At 50.4% G+C, this 14,456-nt stretch carries 13 protein-coding genes; 2 read left to right on the forward strand and 11 right to left on the reverse strand.

Annotated features, from left to right (window positions below; all coding sequences use genetic code 11):
* Positions 1-7: 7 nt before the first annotated feature.
* The 11 genes from KNP87_RS14510 to KNP87_RS14560 form a co-directional block, all read right to left on the reverse strand.
* Positions 8-1,426 carry a S41 family peptidase gene (locus KNP87_RS14510; RefSeq protein WP_028105768.1) on the reverse strand — a complete coding sequence of 473 codons (1,419 nt, stop codon included), beginning with the start codon at positions 1,424-1,426 and terminating at the stop codon, positions 8-10.
* Positions 1,427-1,522: 96 nt separating this feature from the next.
* Positions 1,523-2,917: a M23 family metallopeptidase gene (locus KNP87_RS14515; protein ID WP_214722112.1), complete on the reverse strand. Its 1,395-nt coding sequence runs from the start codon at positions 2,915-2,917 to the stop codon at positions 1,523-1,525.
* 40 nt (positions 2,918-2,957) lie between these two features.
* Positions 2,958-3,857, reverse strand: coding sequence for a permease-like cell division protein FtsX (gene ftsX, locus KNP87_RS14520; RefSeq protein WP_026832152.1), 900 nt, complete (start codon positions 3,855-3,857; stop codon positions 2,958-2,960).
* Positions 3,847-4,533, reverse strand: coding sequence for a cell division ATP-binding protein FtsE (gene ftsE / locus KNP87_RS14525; protein WP_012371287.1), 687 nt, complete (start codon positions 4,531-4,533; stop codon positions 3,847-3,849). Before ftsE ends, ftsX begins: the two co-directional genes overlap by 11 nt.
* 196 nt (positions 4,534-4,729) lie before the next feature.
* Complete coding sequence (gene cccB, locus KNP87_RS14530) at positions 4,730-5,101, reverse strand: cytochrome c551 (protein WP_026832151.1); 372 nt, start codon at positions 5,099-5,101, stop codon at positions 4,730-4,732.
* A gap of 109 nt (positions 5,102-5,210) precedes the next feature.
* On the reverse strand, positions 5,211-6,080 hold the full coding sequence (locus tag KNP87_RS14535) for a YitT family protein (RefSeq protein WP_026832150.1): 870 nt from the start codon (positions 6,078-6,080) through the stop codon (positions 5,211-5,213).
* Between the two features lie 101 nt (positions 6,081-6,181).
* Positions 6,182-6,685, reverse strand: a complete 504-nt coding sequence (locus tag KNP87_RS14540; RefSeq protein ID WP_214722113.1) for a GNAT family N-acetyltransferase — start codon at positions 6,683-6,685, stop codon at positions 6,182-6,184.
* Between the two features lie 69 nt (positions 6,686-6,754).
* Positions 6,755-7,855 carry a peptide chain release factor 2 gene (prfB, locus tag KNP87_RS14545; protein WP_035387573.1) on the reverse strand — a complete coding sequence of 367 codons (1,101 nt, stop codon included), beginning with the start codon at positions 7,853-7,855 and terminating at the stop codon, positions 6,755-6,757.
* Positions 7,856-7,922: 67 nt separating this feature from the next.
* Positions 7,923-10,442, reverse strand: a complete 2,520-nt coding sequence (gene secA / locus KNP87_RS14550; protein ID WP_026832147.1) for a preprotein translocase subunit SecA — start codon at positions 10,440-10,442, stop codon at positions 7,923-7,925.
* Between the two features lie 217 nt (positions 10,443-10,659).
* Positions 10,660-11,223 carry a ribosome hibernation-promoting factor, HPF/YfiA family gene (hpf, locus tag KNP87_RS14555; protein ID WP_214722114.1) on the reverse strand — a complete coding sequence of 188 codons (564 nt, stop codon included), beginning with the start codon at positions 11,221-11,223 and terminating at the stop codon, positions 10,660-10,662.
* Positions 11,224-11,505: 282 nt separating this feature from the next.
* The gene (locus KNP87_RS14560; RefSeq protein ID WP_026832145.1) at positions 11,506-11,706 is read right to left on the reverse strand and encodes a cold-shock protein; all 201 of its coding nucleotides are present in this window, start codon (positions 11,704-11,706) and stop codon (positions 11,506-11,508) included.
* Between the two features lie 250 nt (positions 11,707-11,956).
* Here KNP87_RS14560 and KNP87_RS14565 point away from each other — a divergent pair, with 250 nt between their 5' ends.
* Both KNP87_RS14565 and KNP87_RS14570 read left to right on the forward strand, forming a co-directional pair.
* Positions 11,957-12,463, forward strand: coding sequence for a competence protein ComK (locus KNP87_RS14565; protein WP_026827557.1), 507 nt, complete (start codon positions 11,957-11,959; stop codon positions 12,461-12,463).
* A gap of 94 nt (positions 12,464-12,557) precedes the next feature.
* Entirely contained in the window at positions 12,558-14,453 is a 1,896-nt protein-coding gene (locus KNP87_RS14570) for a hypothetical protein (RefSeq protein ID WP_214722115.1), read from the forward strand.
* Positions 14,454-14,456: the final 3 nt, after the last annotated feature.

The raw sequence follows: 14,456 nt of genomic DNA on the forward strand, positions 1-14,456 counted from the left end.
CTGTGAGTTATTGTGCGGCAACTTCAAGTGCCTTGATACGTTGTACATCATTTTTAGGATCTTCTAATTTTTTCAACAAACGGGTTTCCATTTCCGATGCCGTCACTTGATCGATTTTGCCGGTCACCTCAAGTTTTGCATCCTTCTGCAAGCGTTCGACGGCCTGCTTCATCGTATCCCCGAAGTATCCTGTTTGCCCTTTTGGATCAAAGCCGATTGCTTCGAGAACGAGATGTGCATTTTCGACCGGCTTTCCATAGTCGCCCGTAGCGAGCGTCTTGTCGTCCGTCAGAATCTTCGTGACGTTGAAATAGTCGGGTTGCTTGACTTCGACGGTCGGCTTGACACCTTTTTTATGGATCCAGTTTCCGTCCGGCGTCAACCATTTGTTCGTCGTCAGCTTCAAGTCACTGCCGTCTTTTAAGTCATACGCACTCTGAACGATCCCTTTTCCGAACGACTTCGTCCCGACGACCTCTGCACCGGCTCCTTCTTTGAGCCCGGCTGCCAGAATCTCGGATGCTGACGCAGAACCACTGTCTTCGAGGACAACAATCTTATAGGGTTTCTTCTCGTCCGCTTTCCCGAATTCCTGCGTCCGTTCACCTTTGTTGTCTTCCACTTGGAAAATCGGTGTCTCTTTCGGAATGAACGGTGCAATCATTTCCGAGACTGCCGTCAGCAGACCACCCGGATTTCCGCGGACATCAATCACCAAGCCATCGATGTTTTTCTCTTCGAGTGCCGCCAGTTGTTCCTCGAACTCGCCGGCTGTCGGATCAGAGAATTGTGTTACCTGTAAGACGCCGATTGTTTTTCCGTCGATTTGTTCCGTTTCGGAATAGACGGTCTCGATCGGAATCGTATCGCGGACGATCGTGATTTTCATCGGATCTTGTCCTCCGCGCTGAATCGTCAGCACTACTTTCGTCCCTTTTTCACCACGAATCTTCTTGACCGCCTGATCCGTCTTTTGTCCTTTTGTTGATTTGCCGTCAATTTCCAAGATGACGTCCCCTGGTTTGATCCCTGCTTTTTCAGCCGGTGACCCTTTGATCGGCGAGACGATGACGATCGATTCCCCTTTTTGTTCAAGCGTCGCTCCGATTCCTTCAAACGAAGATGAGAGGTTCGTGTTAAACGACGCCGTTTCCGACTCGTCCATGTAGACCGAATACGGATCCTCGAGCACTTCCGTCATCCCCGTTAAGGCACCTTCGAGCAACTCCTGATCCGTTACGTCTTCCAAGTAATTTTGTGAAATCATCTGCCGGACTTGATCAATCTTTTTCCAATCCCCCGTTGCATTCGACGAGGTACTTGTTGCTGTATCCGTTCCACCTGTCGCTAACATCCCGACAGCACCGGCTCCTAGACCGAGACCAAATGTACTGACCGCTATGACGGCCGTTGTCGATTTTTTCACGCGTGATTCCTCGTTTCTGGTGTAAACCTGCTATTTTTTTCAGTATAGCAAAAAAAGATAGGTTACCCTATCTTTTCGTCAGCTATGCTGTTGAAGTTACAAGATGTATGGGGCAGGATCAACCGCATTCGGTTGTCCGACCGCCCATTCGCCTTGATGAAGTTCAAAATGAAGATGTGGTCCGGTCGACCATCCGGTTGAGCCCAGTGTCCCGACGGTTTCACCCGGCATCACCGTTTGACCGGCTGAGACAGCGATTGAATCCAAATGGGCATAAACCGTCGTCCAGACTTTCCCGTCGATCAAGTGTGTCATCATGACGACGTTCCCGTAACCGGTCGCACTACCGGCGCGAAGGACGATCCCTCCGGCCGCCGCTTTGATCGGTGTCCCTTTGGCGTTGACGAGATCGATGCCGGTATGAAGCTCCGGCTTCCCCGTCAATGGATTATTGCGGGGTCCGAACGGGGACGAGACATACCCGGTGACCGGCAATTGGAACGGTTTCGCGCCAACTTCACCGGCATCACTGGAAACAGGCGCTTCCCTCGTCGCTTCCGGTACCGGAAGTGGTTCTTCTGTCTGATTGGACTTAGCTGCCTCTGATTTCGCCGCAGCTGACTTCGCCGCTGCAGCTCGCGCTGCGTCACGCGCCATTTGTTCCTGGGCCGCTTTTTCGGCTGCCGCTGCAGCTGCCGCCCGCTCCTTGGCTTGTTGCTTGGCGCGTAATTCGGCGGCTCGCAAATCACTGAGTTGTTGACTGATCAATCGTTTTTGATCCGCGAGAATCTCTGCTTCTTCGGCTTTCGTAAACTGTTCCTGCTGCAATTGTTTGACTTGACGATTCAATTGAACGACGAGCGTCCGTTTGATGTCGGACTCGGCAATGATCCGGGTCTGTAAGATCAACAGCTTCCGCTGTTCCTTTTTCAATTGACCGAGTACCAGTTCCTGTTCGGCTTTTTGCTCCGACAATTGTTTGACGTTTTCTTGATAGGCATTCAAGACCCCGTCATCTTGCTTGATGATTTCCTGAACCGTGCTGAAGCGGGAGATCAAATCACCAAAATCCTTGGAATCGAGCAGGACTTCGATGTATTTGACATCGCCGTCCCGCTGAACCGACCGCAGACGATCACCGATCTTTTGTTCTTGCACGTGGAGCTTGAATGTCGTCTGATCAACGGCTCGCGTGACGATGGCCAGTTCCTGTTTAGCGACAGAAACAGCCGTCTGTTGATCTGCAATCTGACTCGCTAAATCATCCAAACGGCTGTTGACTTCATCGAGGCGCGCCTGTGCTTCCTTGCGCTCCTGTTTCGTCAAGATTAACTTCTCAGATGTCTGATTCTGTGATCGCTCCGTCTCTTGCAGACGGGACTCGACCTCCTGTTGTTCCTTCAACAAATCTTCCTTGGACGTTGCGTGAACGGATACACTTGAACCTATTAATGCCAAGCTTAGGACGGCAGAACAGAATCGGACCTTCATGAGAAGCATCTCTCCTCTATCTTTTATTTGATTGTTTTCCTTAAATCTTCAAGAATCGACCGAGTGACGTCGTTGATCCCCAGACACCGATGAAGGCACCTAATGCGAGCAGAATCAGTGCGACTTGCACGGACAGCTCACCTGGTGGAATCAAGGTGAAGATCGACGCATTCAGCGAGACAAGCTGCGGCTGAAGCGCGTTGTAAGTCACTTCATATCCGAAGTAGACGACAGCAATCGGAATCAACGCCCCGAGTACCCCCATCAAGAGCCCTTCAATAAAGAATGGTGCCCGGATGAAGCCATTTTTCGCACCGACGAGTCGCATGATCTCGATTTCACGACGGCGTGAGAAAATCGTTACCTTGATTGTATTCGAAATCAGGAACATCGCCATGAATGTCAAACCGACAATCAGGATGATTCCACCGATCCGAACCCCTTCAAGGAAGTTGAACATCTTTTCAACATAATCTTCACCATATTCGACGCTATCTATATTTTCCATTTTTTTGACTGTATTTGCAATAGTTTCTGTCTCATTTGGTGAAGTTGCTTTGACGATGTAGCGGTCATGAAGCGGGTTGTCTTTCTCAACCGACTGGTACGCTTGTGATCCTTCGCCAAGCTGTTCCTTGAAGCGATCCAGTTCTTCTTCTTTTGAGCTATAACGCACAGACTCGACGCCCGGCATCTGCTTTAACTTTTCTCCAACTGAGTCGATCTTTGCCTGATCGGATTCACGTTCGACGAACACTTGAATTTCGACGTCTTTTTCGACGTTATCGGAAATCTTGTTGACGTTGAACATGACCATTGCAAAAATTCCTACGAGTAACAAGGTCACGGTAACAGCACTGACGGAAGCAAATGTCATCCAGCCGTTTCGGACGAGACCTTTTGCCCCTTCCCGTAAATGACGGAATCCATTAAACTTCATAGCCGTACATTCCTTTCTCTTCGTCACGGACGATTTTTCCACCGTCAATCGCAAGGACGCGGTGACGCATCTTGTTGACGATATCTCGATTGTGGGTCGCCATTACGACCGTTGTCCCACGGCGATAAATTTCTTCGAACACTTCCATGATCTCCCACGCTGTATCCGGGTCGAGGTTTCCAGTCGGCTCATCGGCGATGACGAGTGACGGACGGTTGACAATGGCTCTCGCGATCGAGATCCGCTGTTGTTCTCCGCCGGATAATTCATCCGGATAGTTCCGTTCTTTATGCTTCAGTTTGACTAAGTCCAATACCTCAAGCACTTTTTTCCGGATCTGTGATTTGTCTTCACCGACGACTTCGAGGGCAAAGGCTACATTTTCATAAACCGTCAATGACGGGAGGAGTTTAAAATCTTGGAAGATGACGCCGATTTGGCGACGAAGTTCGGGGATTTGCCGATTTTTCAGCTTGCCGACTTCAATTCCTTTAAATAAAAATGAACCGCTTGTAGGTCGTTCTTCGCGGTACATCATTTTCATGAATGTCGATTTCCCAGCTCCAGACGGACCAACGATATAGACGAATTCGCCTTGATTGATCGTCAGGTTCACTTCACGAAGTGCCGTGACACCATTCGGATAGATTTTGCTGACTTGTTGCATCTTGATCACTTACTTCACATCCTTACTTGATTACTGGTTGGTGATCAGATAGGTCTTAACGCCTATCGAATCCCATTATAACAGGCAAAAAAAACGGTGCACATTACAATCAAATGTCATTTCCGGCGGTTTTAAAGGAAAAAAGGGACCAGTGATGACGAACACTTGTCATGTCCGTCATCTCTAGCCCCATATTATCACATAATTATTTTTTCTCAGCCAACCAATCAGCGACGGCAACGATTTCTTTATCGTCTTTCAGGATGCCTGCTGGCATTTGTCCTTTACCGTTTTTAATGATTTCTTGAATCTCTTCTGACGATAACTTCGCTCCGACTTTCGTTAAGTTCGGACCAACGTTTCCTTCCAGATTGTTCCCGTGACAAGAAGCACAGTTGTTAGCGAAGATTTTTTCCGCATCCACCGCTGTTTCTGTTTTCGACGAATCATCGTTCATCGTTGATTCTTCTTTCGTCGTATCCGACGATGTATCAGACGAACTGTCATCGCTTCCGCATGCCCCGAGTACAAGCGTTGCGCCAAGTCCTGCCGCAAGTAAAAGATTTTTGAGCTTCATCCGTATGTCCCCCTTATAAGTAACAAGCTGCGTCGTTATTTATTAGAGTATAACCGTTATCCAGACTTTTTAAGCATGATTTCACAAAAACTTCATCTTTTCCAAACAGTTACGGTACATTCCGGTAACGTTTGTCGTCGGAAAAACCGAGTCCCAGTACTTCATGGGCTTCGCTGACAACAAGAAACGCCGTCGGATCGATGTGTTTGACGATTTCTTTTAACGTCGTGATCTCTCCCTGCCGGACGACGACCATCAACATCGGTTTCCGGGTCCGGGTAAAGGCACCCGCCGCTTCGATTTCCGTCGCGCCCCGGTCAAGCGTCTGGAAGATCTCTTTGACGAGGGCTTCCCGTTGATCCGAGATGATATAGGCGAGCTTGTCGTTCGTGATTCCGAGCTGGACGATGTCGATCATCTTGATCGTGATGAACAAGGCGACGAGCGCATACAAGCCGATTTCGAGTGAAAAGATGACGGCAGCACTGATGACGATCGTCCCGTCGAGCAACGCGATACAAAGATGGAGCGGTAACTTCGTGAACCGGTGCAGCAGCTGAGCGATCAAGTCCATCCCGCCGGTCGAGGCACGTGCTTTAAAAATCAAGCCTAATCCGATCCCGACTCCGGCTCCGCCGAAAATCGCGGCCAGCATCGGATTCATCGTCGCTGCCGGGACCTCGAACCGTTCATAGACTAAAATGACGACCGGTAAAAAGATCGAGCCGACGAGCGACTTGACGCCAAACCCCATCCCGAGGATCATCCAGCCGATCGCAAGCAACACGACGTTTGCAATCAGCTGAAACAAGCCGGGTGAGATGCCAAACAAATCGTTTAAGACGATTGAGAGCCCACTGACGCCTCCAGATGCCAATTGGTTTGGTGCCAAAAATAAACTGAAGGCACTGGCGACGAACAATGAACCGAGTAATAAATAAATATAGTCGCGAACGACTTCCTGACGTGTTGATGTCATAACGTTACATGTCCCCTTACTTAAGTTCTACAACCCGTTTTTCATTTTAGCGGAAAAGCCGGGAAGCGACTAGAAGGGCTGAGCAACTCGCAGTGGTCCCCTTATACCGTACTAAAGGGTTTGGAATAACGAACCGTCCCACTGATCCCCTTTAAGGCTTGGCGTTCGAGCGGCATGACGAGAAACACGTCCGTCGGCACGGGGAACGGGGCTTCGATGCCGTAGTCGACAGCGCGTTCAAATCCGAACTGCGGATAATAGCTGTCATGGCCGAGCACGATGATATGCGACTCGCCCGCTTCCCGGGCATCTTCAATCACTTGACGAATCAATTCCGACCCGATGCCTTTTCGTTGCCAGAACGGTTTGACGCCGACCGGTGCCAAGGCGAGTGACGGAATGTCTTCAATGAACACACGGCTCAGTAAGACATGACCGACGATTTCTCCCTTGTCCGTCACGGCGACACGGCTGTAGTGCGGCAAGGATGCCTCATCTTCGCGCAAGGCATCGACGAGATCGGCTTCCGTCCGTTGACCAAACGCGGCTTGATGAACGAGCCGAATTCCGGCGGCATCCTTGAATATTTCTGTACGAATCTGCATCTGTTTCGCCTCCTGGATCGATTGGTAGAAAAAAACCGCCGACACATAGGCCGACGGTATCGTGACAGATTACATATTCATCAAACGGAGATACGCATCGATGAAGCCCATGATGTCTCCATCCATCGCACCTTGCGTGTTCCCGACTTCGTAGTTCGTCCGGTGATCCTTGACCATGCTGTATGGGTGGAAGACGTATGAACGAATTTGGCTGCCCCAAGCGATGTCTGATTTTTCGCCGCGGATTTCGTCGAGTTTCTTTTGTTTCTCTTCGATTTCGCGTTGGTACAGTTTTGCTTTCAACATCTTCATCGCCGCTTCACGGTTCTTGATTTGCGACCGTTCCTGCTGACATGAAACGACAACGCCTGTCGGCACGTGCGTGATCCGAACGGCAGAGTCCGTCGTATTGATGTGCTGTCCACCGGCACCAGACGCACGGTACGTATCGACACGCAAGTCTTCCGTCCGGATTTCGATGTCGATGTCATCGTTGAATTCTGGCATGACGTCACATGAAACGAATGACGTGTGGCGGCGGCCTGACGAATCAAACGGCGAGATCCGTACGAGACGGTGAATCCCTTTTTCTGCTTTTAAGTACCCATAGGCATTGTGCCCCTGGATCCGCAGCGTGACCGATTTGACGCCGGCTTCGTCGCCCGGCTGATAGTCCATCGTTTCGACTTTCCAGCCCTGCTTGTCGCAGAAACGTTGGTACATCCGAAGCAGCATCGACGCCCAGTCTTGTGACTCGGTTCCGCCGGCTCCCGGGTGTAATTCGAGGATTGCGTTGTTGGCATCGTATTCGCCGTTCAACAGAATCTGTAATTCAAACTCGTCAAACTTCCGTTTGATGTCGCCGAGCTCCGACTCGAGTTCTTCCTGCAACTCGACGTCCGGTTCTTCTTTGATCAATTCATACGTTAAGACGATGTTTTCGTGGCCGTCTGCGAGGTGTTGGTATTTATCGACCATCGCTTTGAGACCGTTCGACTCATCGATGACTTTTTGTGCCGACTCCTGATTGTTCCAGAAGTCCGGATATGTCATCTCGTTTTCAAGCTCTTCGATTCGTGAGATCTTCGTCTCAAGATCAAGTGATGCTTTGTATTCATCGAGCTTCTTTTCCATCCACTCGGCGGTATTGCGTATTTCTGCTAATTCCATTGTGTTCCACCTTCTCTTTCCGTCAAAAGAGGCAGGAATCTCCCGCCTCTTTCAGCCGCTTCGTCACTTATGCCTGACGGCCGTGACAGTTCTTATATTTTTTACCGGATCCGCACCAACAAGGATCGTTGCGTCCGATTTGTTCATTTGGATTTTTCCGGACCGGCGCCTTTTTGACGACCTTGTCTTCTTTTCCGGAAACGGCGACTTCGTCTTTAACAACTTTTTCGCGTTTCAGGTTCGGATCAAGATCCGCCCGGAGGACAAATTGCGTCACTTCTTCTGCAATCGCCGCGTTCATCGTATCAAACATCATCGAACCTTCCGACTGGTATTCACGGAGCGGGTCGTTTTGACCGTAAGCCCGTAAGTGAATCCCTTCGCGCAGTTGATCCATTTGATCGATATGGTTCATCCAGTGCTGATCGACCGCACGGAGCACGATGACCTTCTCAAACTCGTCGAACGCTTCTGCCGGCACTTCTGAGCGTTTGTGCTCATAGTGGGCAAAGGCACGTTCTTGCAAGAGTTCGATGATTTCTTCGCGTTCTTTACCGAACAAGTCCTGCTCCGACACTTTTTCTTCGATCGCAAGCGTTTGGTTGGCCCAATCCGCAAGTGCACCGATGCTCCACTCTTCCGGTACGAACTCGACTGGTGTGTACTGATGGACACCAGATTCGATCGTCTGAATCATCATCGGACGCACGATGTCGGAAACCGACTGCGCATCAAGAATCGCTGCCCGGTCCGCGTACATGACTTTCCGTTGATCAGCCATGACGTTATCGTAGCCGAGAACTTGTTTCCGCGCATCAAAGTTATTTCCTTCGACCCGTTTTTGGGCCGACTCGACAGCACGTGAAACCATCCGGCTTTCGATTGGTTGAGAATCGTCCATTCCAAGACGGTCCATCATCGATTGCAGGGAATCCGATCCGAAACGACGCATCAGTTCATCTTCGAGTGACAAGTAGAACTGGGACGCACCCGGGTCTCCTTGACGTCCTGCCCGACCACGAAGCTGATTGTCGATCCGGCGTGATTCGTGACGTTCCGTTCCGAGAATGTAGAGACCACCCTTTTCAATGACGCCTTGTCCGAGCTTGATGTCGGTACCACGACCGGCCATGTTCGTCGCGATCGTCACCGCGTTCGGTTGTCCCGCGTTCTCGATGATTTCCGCTTCCCGCGCATGGTTCTTCGCGTTCAAGACTTCGTGGCGGATGCCGCGTTTCTTGAGGATGCTGCTGAGCAACTCCGACGTCTCGACGGCAACTGTCCCGACGAGAACCGGTTGACCTTCGCGGTGAGCGCGTTCGATTTCGTCCGCGACCGCAGCAAACTTCCCGTTCATCGTCTTGAAGATCAAGTCCGGCTGGTCGTCCCGAACGATCGGTTTGTTTGTCGGTACCGGCACGACGTGCATGTTGTAGATGTTGCGGAACTCTTCTTCCTCGGTTTTCGCTGTCCCGGTCATACCGGCCAGTTTCGTGTACATCCGGAAGAAGTTTTGGTACGTGATCGTCGCAAGTGTCATCGATTCGCGTTGAATCTCGACGCCTTCTTTTGCTTCGATCGCTTGGTGAAGCCCTTCCGAGTAACGGCGGCCTTCCATGACACGTCCTGTGAATTGGTCGATGATCATGACTTCGTCTTCCCGAATCATGTAGTCGACGTCACGGTGCATGACGGAGTTGGCACGGAGCGCAAGGCTCAAGTGGTGGTTGAGTGCGATATGCTCGAGACCAAACAGGTTGTCGATGCCGAAATATTTCTCGGCGCGATCGATTCCTTGTTCCGTCAACAGGACACTTTTCGTCTTGATGTCGACCGTATAGTCTTCATCCGCTTTCATCATCTTCGCGAACATATCTGCTTGCGAGTACAGCGACGTTGATTTTTCGGCAGATCCCGAAATGATCAGCGGCGTCCGTGCTTCATCGACGAGGATCGAGTCGACTTCATCGACGACGGCAAAGGAAAGTGGACGTTGCACACGGTCTTCTTTATAGAGCACCATGTTGTCACGCAAGTAATCGAACCCAAACTCGTTGTTTGTTCCGTACGTGATGTCACAGCTGTACGCTGCTTGTTTTTCCTGACGCGACATGCTCGAGAGGTTCAAGCCGACTGACAGTCCGAGTGCCGCGTAGAGCGGCTCCATGATGTCACGGTCACGTTTCGCCAAGTATTCGTTGACGGTGATGACGTGGACACCGTTTCCGGCGAGGGCATTCAAATAGACGGGAAGCGTCGCAACAAGCGTTTTCCCTTCCCCGGTTTTCATTTCGGCGATATCACCGTTGTGCAGCACGTATCCACCGATTAACTGGACACGGTAATGACGCATGCCTAAGACACGTGTCGATACTTCACGACAGACGGCGAACGCTTCCGGCAAGATATCATCGAGGTCTTCGCCATTCTCAAGACGCGTCCGGAATTCGACCGCTTTTCCTTCTAATTCTTGATCGGATAAGGCTCCTACTTGGGCCTCAAATGATTCAACGGCATCTGCCGCTTTCTCTGCTTTTTTCAGCACACGTTTGGTCGGTGCGAATAACTCTTTTAGAAAATTAGCCATGCCTTACAGTCCCCTTACTTCGAACGATTCTTAAAACGAACAGAATTCCGAGATTTTTCTTTTATTCAGTGTACCGAATACGCCGTCAAATTTCAACAAGCGGACCGACTGCTTCCTCTGAAATCCAACTTTAGACGGACATACCCTCTATCGATATATAGTTTTTTAGCATACCAAAAGGGGACCCGTTCCGTAGAACGAGTCCCCTGTAGATTCATTATTCTGGTTCAATCAAGCCGTAACGACCATCTTTCCGACGGTAGACGACGTTCGTGTTACCCGTTTCTGCGTCTGAGAAGACGAAGAACGTGTGACCGAGCATGTCCATTTGAAGAATCGCTTCTTCCGTGTCCATCGGCTTAAGTGTGAAACGTTTTGTTCGAACGAGTTCGAGTTCCGCTTCATCCTCTTCGTAGACAGGTGCGTCTGTCTCCGGTCCCTCGAGCGTTTTGAAGTACTCCCCAATACCGCCGTCTTTGGCACGGCCTCTCCGGTTGATCTTCGTTTTGTGTTTCCGGATTTGACGTTCGAGCTTATCGACGACGAGGTCGATTGCTGCGTACATGTCGCCATTGACATCCTCTGCGCGAAGCAAGAGGTTTGGCATTGGAATCGTCACTTCGACTTTTTGTTTCTCATTGTTGACTTTGAGATTGACATAAGCCGTTTGCGCTTCCGTAGGAGTTGTAAAATAACGAGTTAACTTTTCAAGCTTTTTCTCGACGTAATCCTTGAGAGCATCTGTGACGTCCAAGTTTTCACCGCGAATGTTGTAGATCATGTAAACTCCTCCTTAAGTAACCGGTTGAACCTATGAATTCGTCGTCTCTTCAGTCGTTTCCTTCTGAAAATTGCAAATTCTTTGGTTCGTAATTATTATACCACGATAAGCCCTTCAAGGAAATGAAAACGATGACATTCTGTTGAACATCTCCCTTGATTCCTAGCGTACTATAATAGTTGTTGCATGTTGATATTAGCGTATATACCCTTAACAAATTGAGATGAAACAAAAAAACCGCTTTTAGGGGATTCCTAAAAACGGTGGTGGCTGCTAACGGGATTACAGTTTCGAGACGTTTGCTGCTTGAGGACCACGATCGCCTTCGACGATCTCGAATTCTACTTCTTCGCCTTCTTCAAGTGATTTGTAGCCTTCTGCTTGAATCGCTGAGAAGTGGACGAAGACGTCTTTTGCATCTGATGTCTCGATGAAGCCGTAACCTTTTTCAGCATTGAACCATTTTACTTTACCTTGTTCCATTCGAATTCACGTTCCCTTCGCAAACTGGATAGCGAGAGCAAGCTCTCTACCGTCTATACTAGCAAAAGAAGCAATTATTGACAATTAAAAATTCTGATTAATTTGAATTCAATATCAAATCAAACCGAACGAAGCCACTTATTGCTCTATATTTCAAAAAATTACATTGTCATTACAGGTGTAGTATTGTATTATATCGTTAGTAATTACCTATTTTATCCATTGTCCTATCTAAGGAGGATGCAGTCGAATGCGACCATTCCATAATGACGAAAAGTATCGAATCACGAAACGGACCGTTGCGATTTTGCCCTGTTATGACATGATGAAACAATCCATCATCGTCTTAGAGGACGGGTCAACGATCATGACGCCGCTTCGTCCGTATCAACTCCTGCAGTTGTCCTGCAGACAGTACAACAGTTCCATCGAGGAACGGATTGTCACCGCTAAACGTGTCGCTTCCGTGAAAGGAAAAGTTCCGGTCGTCATCGAACCGACACTCGGTCTTGTCTTTTTCCCTACCAAATCACCAAAACGTGATGATTGCGAGTGGTATGCCTGGAGTCACATGTCCGAAGTCATCGAGGAAGACGGACAGACTAAACTCAAAACTCGTAACGGCATGATCCTTCCCGTAAACGCCTCTCCTTACATCGTCCGCAACCAAATGAAAGCAACCGGCGAGCTAATGGCTCGTTACCAGCAATTGAACGCGATGACATTAGAGGACCGCTTTAATGCAATCAAATCGTAAAAAAAATGGGTTGGGCGATGAATTCGCTCAATCCTTTTTTGTTTGTGCCGATATATAATAAGATGAAGAATTTATCAAGAAAGGAGGTTCATCGATGAATATCCAGATGAATCCAACCAGTCCGACCCGTTCGGCTGCCCCGACCGCCTTATCGGAGACAAAAACCTACAGCGGCACCGTCCTTGAAAAGACCGGTCCGAACACGGCACTCGTCCAAGTCGGTCGTGAGAAAGTCGAGATGACCTTCACGGGTGAAGTTCCGGAAGGCACCTTTCAATTTAAGGTCAAAGGCCAGACGGCGGAAGGTTATCTGATTGAACAGATCACCGACCAAGCAGACGTCCCGCCGACCGGTCCGGTCAAACCTGATTCGTCTGGTGTCGATGCGATCTTACTCGACGAACTCCCGCCGGAACTGAAACAAGCCGTCGCCCGGTTGCTCGCGACCGGTCAACTGCCGCAGACCCCGGAAACGGTTGCCAAGCTCGTCGCTGCACTCCAAGGGACATACAAGGACTTGGTCCTGCAACTCGTGACGCGGCCGTCTGACAGTGCTTTACCGGCAGAAGCCGATGCCTTGATTGCCCAGTTGCTCGGCTCGACCGATTCGTTGGTCGATGTCTTACCGGAGCGCCAAGCCGTCCTCGAGAAACCGACGCTCAGCAACGTCATCGCGCTTGACGTCGCCCGGGTGACGCTGCCGACGCATCGTGACATCGATCAGGCGACACCGGTTGCCCTCCGGCAAATCGCAGCACACTTACCACCGGACGCCCAACCGGACATCCTCGCCCGGATCGACCGCGGCGAACTGACGCAAGTGCGCGAACAACTGCAGACGTATTTTCCGAGTGAACGCCCGGTGCTTGCGGAGCGACCGGCGCCAAGCAAACTCGATCAATTGACCGCCGTCATCACGCAAGCCCAGCAGCCGGTTTCAGAAAAAGCGGCACCGCTTGCTCCACCCGTTCGCTCGAATCTGACGGTCATCGCCGAGGTGACACCACGGCTTGCCGAAGTGACCAATGATTTCCGGAGCCAACAGCGGACGATCGTCTCGCAACTGCGTCAGATCGAACCGCTGATTGAGGAACGTCCGCTCCAGATGGCGCAAGTCATCGAAAGCACAGCGAACCGCCTGCGTCAGACGTTCCAACAGACCGATGCGATGTTACATACGAGCATGCGTGATGAAAAACAATTGATTCAACTGTTATCGAAACTGGAACGGGGAACTGAACTGGCGTTTCTCGGACGTGGTGCGGAAGCAAAGGCCGTCGTCCAGGACGTCCGTCAAGCACTCGAAGCCTTCCGCTTCGCTCCGACCAATGTCCGGACCGCCTATTTGCCGGAATTGAATACGATGCCGCGTCCTGTCATCGCGAATACGACTCAGGCGCCAACTCAAGCACCAGTACCTCAACGACCGATTCCGTATGAGCCGGGACAAAACAGTCCCCGTGTCTTACAGGAAACCGTCCAAAAAACGCTTCAGCTGCAGACAGCTGAATTAAAACTTGCGACACCGGCTGCCAACCCGGAAGCCGCCAAACTGCAAACGTTCCTGACGACGCAGCAACAGGTCAATAAACCGGACAACAACCAGCAACTGCAACAACTGTTGCTCGCCCTGCCCGTTCAACTCGTCGAAGGGACAGCCGGACTGCACGTCCACTTACAAAATAAACGACCGGATGAAGTGATCGACTGGGAAAACAACACGCTGTATGTCCAGCTCGAGACCCCACGGCTCGGGGACATCGGCGTCCGTGTCGAGACCGTCAACCGGAAGATGCAGATTACGATCGAAAATGATTTCCCTCTCCTCGAGCGTCTGGCGACACCGTTCCTTGAACGGACGACCGATGCCCTGCAGGCGACGGGTTACCAGGACGTCAAGATTCGGTTTGACGTCTTTACGAAGGAACAGACCACCCCAACAGCCGTCAAACCAGATGAGACCCCAACCGGTTATGATTACCGGATTTAAGGA

It is taken from the genome of Exiguobacterium sp. s192 (genome assembly GCF_018618795.1).
In the GTDB taxonomy this organism is placed as follows: Bacteria; Bacillota; Bacilli; order Exiguobacteriales; family Exiguobacteriaceae; genus Exiguobacterium_A; species Exiguobacterium_A undae.

Excerpts from the sequence above, each read along its gene's own strand:
- KNP87_RS14540 (WP_214722113.1), bottom strand. The coding sequence starts at position 6,685 with ATGCAGATTCGTACAGAAATATTCAAGGATGCCGCCGGAATTCGGCTC.
- cccB (WP_026832151.1), bottom strand. The coding sequence starts at position 5,101 with ATGAAGCTCAAAAATCTTTTACTTGCGGCAGGACTTGGCGCAACGCTT.
- KNP87_RS14515 (WP_214722112.1), bottom strand. The coding sequence starts at position 2,917 with ATGAAGGTCCGATTCTGTTCTGCCGTCCTAAGCTTGGCATTAATAGGT.
- KNP87_RS14560 (WP_026832145.1), bottom strand. The coding sequence starts at position 11,706 with ATGGAACAAGGTAAAGTAAAATGGTTCAATGCTGAAAAAGGTTACGGC.
- prfB (WP_035387573.1), bottom strand. The coding sequence starts at position 7,855 with ATGGAATTAGCAGAAATACGCAATACCGCCGAGTGGATGGAAAAGAAG.
- hpf (WP_214722114.1), bottom strand. The coding sequence starts at position 11,223 with ATGATCTACAACATTCGCGGTGAAAACTTGGACGTCACAGATGCTCTC.
- KNP87_RS14535 (WP_026832150.1), bottom strand. The coding sequence starts at position 6,080 with ATGACATCAACACGTCAGGAAGTCGTTCGCGACTATATTTATTTATTA.
- KNP87_RS14570 (WP_214722115.1), top strand. The coding sequence starts at position 12,558 with ATGAATATCCAGATGAATCCAACCAGTCCGACCCGTTCGGCTGCCCCG.
- ftsX (WP_026832152.1), bottom strand. The coding sequence starts at position 3,857 with ATGAAGTTTAATGGATTCCGTCATTTACGGGAAGGGGCAAAAGGTCTC.
- KNP87_RS14565 (WP_026827557.1), top strand. The coding sequence starts at position 11,957 with ATGCGACCATTCCATAATGACGAAAAGTATCGAATCACGAAACGGACC.
- secA (WP_026832147.1), bottom strand. The coding sequence starts at position 10,442 with ATGGCTAATTTTCTAAAAGAGTTATTCGCACCGACCAAACGTGTGCTG.